Raw genomic sequence first — 4,069 nt, 5'->3', positions numbered from 1 at the left:
CTGTTCGCGCTCGGCTTCTGGTGGCTGCGCAAGCTGTCCACCATCGAGACGCCCGAGCGCTTCCTCGTCCGCGACCAGGCGGGTGTCCGGTTCGTCCGTCCGAGGACGCCGTCGCAGCAGCAGCAGCCGCAGCAGACGCTGCCGCAGGAAGAGGGGGCACGCCGGTGAACCTCACGATGCCGCTCGTCGTCGGCGCCGTCATCGGCCTCGGCCTCTACGCCCTCGTCCGCGCCCTCATGCCCGGCAAGCGCAGCCCGATCTCGCAGGTCGCGCGGATCGACGCCATGCGGGCCCGCGGCTCGGTGTACGAATCGGCCCGCGTCGAGCGCGAGACGGGCCGCCTGGGCTCGCTGCGGGCCGAAGTCGGCCTGCGCGTCAGCGAGTTCTACCTGCAGCAGGGCTGGGAGCAGCGCTCGCTGCGCGCGGACCTCGCGGTCCTGGAGCGCAGCTGGGAGAAGTTCCTGGCGACGAAGGTGCTGCTGGGGGTGGCGGGCCTGTTCTTCGGCCCGTTCCTCTTCGCCGTCGTGTGGACCCTCGGCGTGGGCTCCAGCCCCATCATCCCGGTGTGGCTGGCGCTGCTCTTCGCGGTGGTCTTCTTCTTCCTGCCCGACCTGGAGGTACGGCGCGACGCCGCCGAGAAGCGGCGCGACCTGCGGCGCGTGATCGGCGCCTATCTGGACCTGGTGTCGATGAGCCTGGCCGGCGGTCGCGGTCTGCCCGAGGCCCTGATGGCGGCGGCCGAGGTGTCCGACGGCTGGGCCAACCAGCGCATCAGGAACGCCCTGTCCGACGCCCGGATCACCGGCGTCAGCCAGTGGCAGGCGCTCGGCGCGCTCGGCGAGGAGATCGGTGTGGAGGAGCTCAAGGACCTCTCCGCCTCCCTGGCCCTGGTCGCGGACGACGGTGCGAAGGTGCGCGAGTCCCTCGCCTCCCGCGCCGAGACCATGCGGCACCGCGAACTCGCCGAGATCGAGGGCAGCGCGGGCGAGAAGTCCCAGTCGATGCTCGTGGCGCAACTGCTGCTGTGCGCGGGGTTCCTGGTGTTCCTGATCTTTCCGGCGGCGATGCGGGTGTTCCAGGTGCAGTGAGCCGGCCTCCCCGACCGAAGAACCTCCCCGAACGGATCTCGAAAGGACAAGACGTCATGAACGGACGCACCTTCCACACCGGCATCCCCGCCGTGGACTTCCTGGTCACCTTCCTCCAGGCCCGCACCGAGCGGGCCCGCTCCGGCGAACTGGACCGCGGTGCCTCCGCGGTCGAGTGGGTCATCATCTCCGCGGTCGTCGTGGCGATCGTCGGGGTCGTGGCCGCCATCATCAACGCCGCGCTGAGCGAGGGCGCCAACAAGGTCGGCGACTGCATCAAGGGCGCGGACGCGGGCAAGACCTGCTGACCAGCTCAGGGACGACGGGGTTCACGGGGATGCCGGCAGAGCTGGGCAGACGGATGCGCCGCAGGTTGGAGGCCGCACGGGGACGGGCGGCCGCCGGCGGCGACTCGGGCATGACCGCGATCGAGTTCGTGCTCCTCACCCCGGTCCTGTTCTTCATGATCTTCGCGACGGTGCAGTTCGCCCTGTACTTCTTCGCGGACCACGTCGCCCAGGCGGCGGCCCAGGCGGGCGCGCGCAAGGCGCGCGCCACGGCCGACGAGCAGCCGGGCGCGTGGCGGGGCGAGGCACGGGACGTGGTCGACAGCTACATCCGGCAACTGGGCCCGCAGCTGGTCCTCGCGCCGGACGTGACGATGCTGCAGCCGGAGCAGAACACGGTGGGCGTGGAGATCGAGGCGCGCGTCCCCACGGTCTTTCCCGGCCTGGACCTGACGGTGCACGCGCGGTCGGCCGGGCCCGTGGAGCGGTTCGTGCAGGAGGAGGGGAACTGATGCCGGGCTTCTCCTTCCCGGCGGAGAGCCGCCGCAGGTCCGACGACAGCGGCCTGTCCACCGTCGAGGTCGTGATCCTCGCCCCGGTGATGATCCTGTTCATCCTCGTCCTGGTGGCCTTCGGCCAGCTCGTGGAGGGCCGCGGAGCCCTGGACGGAGCGGCCCGGGACGCGGCCCGCGCGGGCTCGATCCAGAAGAACCACGCCCTGGCCATGGCCGAGGCGAAGAAGGCCGCCGAGGCCAACCTGGCGGACGTCTGCTCAGGCCCGGTCTCGGTCGTCCAGACGAGTCAGGGCTTCGAGCCGGACACCATCTTCACGGTCGAGGTGAGCTGCCGGGTGCGGGGCCTGGCCATGCTCGGTCTGGACGTGCCGACGCGGCTGACGGCCAGCTTCAGTTCCCCGCTCGACCCGTTCCGGAGGTCGGCGTGAGACACGCGGCGAGGACCGGACGCTCCTGGTGGGCGGCGCGCCGGACGCGTCTGGACGACCGCGGCTCGGGAGCCGGCGCGGTCATCATCTTCGCGCTCGTCTTCCTCTCCCTCTCCGCGTTCGTCATCGACGGGGGCCTGTCCATCTCCAAGCGCGAACGCGCCGCCGACATCGCCGAACAGGCAGCCCGCTACGCCGCCCAGGACATCGACCGCGAGGCGCTCTACGAGAACGAGGGCGGCCCGGCCCCCATCAACTTCGCGAACTGCGACGCCCGTGTGAAGGCCTTCGCCCGCGAGATGGACATGACGGGCGCGGACATCGCGGCGACGCACTGTGTCGCGGCGGACGCCGACGCGGTGGAGGTCGAGGTGCAGCTCACGTACTCCCCGATCTTCACCGGGATGTTCTACGGCGGCGACGTGACCGTGCACGGCCAGGCGGTGGCGGAGAACCAGGTCGGCTGACGTCCCGCCCCGCCTCCGCCGCCGTACCACCGGGCCCGGTCGAGCCCTTCGCACGATTCCCCCACTTGTCCCCCCACTTGGAGGTACACCCCCATGCGCACACGCAGGACCACGGCGGCCGCCACCGCCCTGACCGCGGCGGTGGCGCTGCTGCTGAGCGGCTGCGGCGGATCCGACGCGGCGGACGCGAAGGACGGCGACAGGATCGCGGGAGCGGACGCGGGCACGGAGACCGGTTCGGCGACGCCGTCGGCGTCCGCGGCGGACGACGGGATCGAACGGCCGCAGATCAGGCTGCCGTCGGATGTCAGGAACGTCTTCGAGGGCGCACGGACCGGCGACGCGAAGAAGGACGCGGTCCTGGCCGACAACGAGCGGCGGATCAACTCCATCGACGAAGCGATCACCGTCGACGCCAAGAAGTACCCCGCCCTGCAGTTCTACTCCAAGGGCGACGCCCTGATGTCGGCGGCCTCCTACATCAAGTCCTTCCGCGACGAAGCCCGCAGCTTCACCGGCACGACCCGCTACTACGACCGCGAGGTCACGTTCCTCAAGGACGGCGCCGCGTCGGTCACCTACTGCATGGACGCGACGCAGACCTACCCGAAGGACCGGGGCACCGGCAAGGTCGACCGGTCGGTCAAGGCGTCCCCGAGCGACTACGTCTTCTACAGCACCCGCCTGGAGAGGAACTCCGAAGGCGTGTGGCAGACCGCGACCGTCTCGTCCACGGAGGCCGCCGAGCAGTGCATGTGATGCGTCGTACGAAGGTGCTGCGCGCCGTCGCGGGGTCGCTTCTCGCCGTTGCCGTGGTTGCCGTCCCGGCTCCGGCCACGGCGGGCGGCGGCCGCAACGGCGGAGAGAAGGGCGGCTACGAGGGTAGCGCCGAGGGCTCCGGGGACGGCGGCGTCATCAGGGCCGAGACCAGAATCCGAGTCACTACCAACGGCGGTTCCGGGGCGACCACGACGGGCACCCTGACCCCGTCCAACAGCAACTGGACACCGCCGGCCTGCTGGTACGAGCCCTCGTTCTCCCCCAAGGAGATCGAGACCACCGTCAAGCTGTGGCGGAGCATCGACGGCTTTCTGCTGCCCGGGGTCGGGGAGGTCGTCGGCAACATGCTGGACCACCGCTACAAGGACGGACACCCGTACAAGAACTACAACCTCGACAAGCAGGGCGAGGGCATGTTCTGGGCGGCGGTGAAGAACCCGAAGCGCAAGGACGACCCCGAAGCGAACGCCTGCGACAAGCAACCCTTCTGGGTCGACGAAGGCG

Annotated in this window: 6 protein-coding genes and 1 pseudogene; all 7 read left to right on the top strand. The window is 70.6% G+C overall.

Annotated features, from left to right (window positions below):
- The first annotated feature begins 164 nt into the window (after nucleotides 1-164).
- Nucleotides 165-1,088 (top strand): type II secretion system F family protein, encoded by a 924-nt coding sequence (locus tag RIN80_RS17425; protein ID WP_309096514.1) that lies wholly within the window; start codon nucleotides 165-167, stop codon nucleotides 1,086-1,088.
- A gap of 56 nt (nucleotides 1,089-1,144) precedes the next feature.
- Complete coding sequence (locus RIN80_RS17420) at nucleotides 1,145-1,396, top strand: hypothetical protein (protein WP_031107180.1); 252 nt, start codon at nucleotides 1,145-1,147, stop codon at nucleotides 1,394-1,396.
- Nucleotides 1,397-1,449: 53 nt separating this feature from the next.
- Nucleotides 1,450-1,887 (top strand): pilus assembly protein, encoded by a 438-nt coding sequence (locus RIN80_RS17415; RefSeq protein ID WP_309096516.1) that lies wholly within the window; start codon nucleotides 1,450-1,452, stop codon nucleotides 1,885-1,887.
- Entirely contained in the window at nucleotides 1,887-2,318 is a 432-nt protein-coding gene (locus tag RIN80_RS17410) for a TadE/TadG family type IV pilus assembly protein (protein ID WP_309096513.1), read from the top strand. The genes RIN80_RS17415 and RIN80_RS17410 overlap by 1 nt, the downstream gene beginning before the upstream one ends.
- Nucleotides 2,315-2,785: a pilus assembly protein TadG-related protein gene (locus RIN80_RS17405; protein WP_309096512.1), complete on the top strand. Its 471-nt coding sequence runs from the start codon at nucleotides 2,315-2,317 to the stop codon at nucleotides 2,783-2,785. The genes RIN80_RS17410 and RIN80_RS17405 overlap by 4 nt, the downstream gene beginning before the upstream one ends.
- Nucleotides 2,786-2,878: 93 nt before the next feature.
- Nucleotides 2,879-3,544: a hypothetical protein gene (locus RIN80_RS17400; protein ID WP_309096511.1), complete on the top strand. Its 666-nt coding sequence runs from the start codon at nucleotides 2,879-2,881 to the stop codon at nucleotides 3,542-3,544.
- A pseudogene (locus RIN80_RS17395) lies at nucleotides 3,544-4,069 on the top strand (hypothetical protein); the annotation flags it as partial. The gene RIN80_RS17400 and the pseudogene RIN80_RS17395, both read left to right, overlap by 1 nt.

This window comes from Streptomyces sp. (assembly GCF_031181705.1).
Lineage (GTDB): Bacteria > Actinomycetota > Actinomycetes > Streptomycetales > Streptomycetaceae > Streptomyces.
Note: the sequence above shows the minus strand (reverse complement) of the source record. Positions and strands in the feature narration are given on the sequence as shown.

Excerpts from the sequence above, each read along its gene's own strand:
- RIN80_RS17420 (WP_031107180.1), top strand. The coding sequence starts at position 1,145 with ATGAACGGACGCACCTTCCACACCGGCATCCCCGCCGTGGACTTCCTG.
- RIN80_RS17415 (WP_309096516.1), top strand. The coding sequence starts at position 1,450 with ATGCGCCGCAGGTTGGAGGCCGCACGGGGACGGGCGGCCGCCGGCGGC.
- RIN80_RS17410 (WP_309096513.1), top strand. The coding sequence starts at position 1,887 with ATGCCGGGCTTCTCCTTCCCGGCGGAGAGCCGCCGCAGGTCCGACGAC.
- RIN80_RS17400 (WP_309096511.1), top strand. The coding sequence starts at position 2,879 with ATGCGCACACGCAGGACCACGGCGGCCGCCACCGCCCTGACCGCGGCG.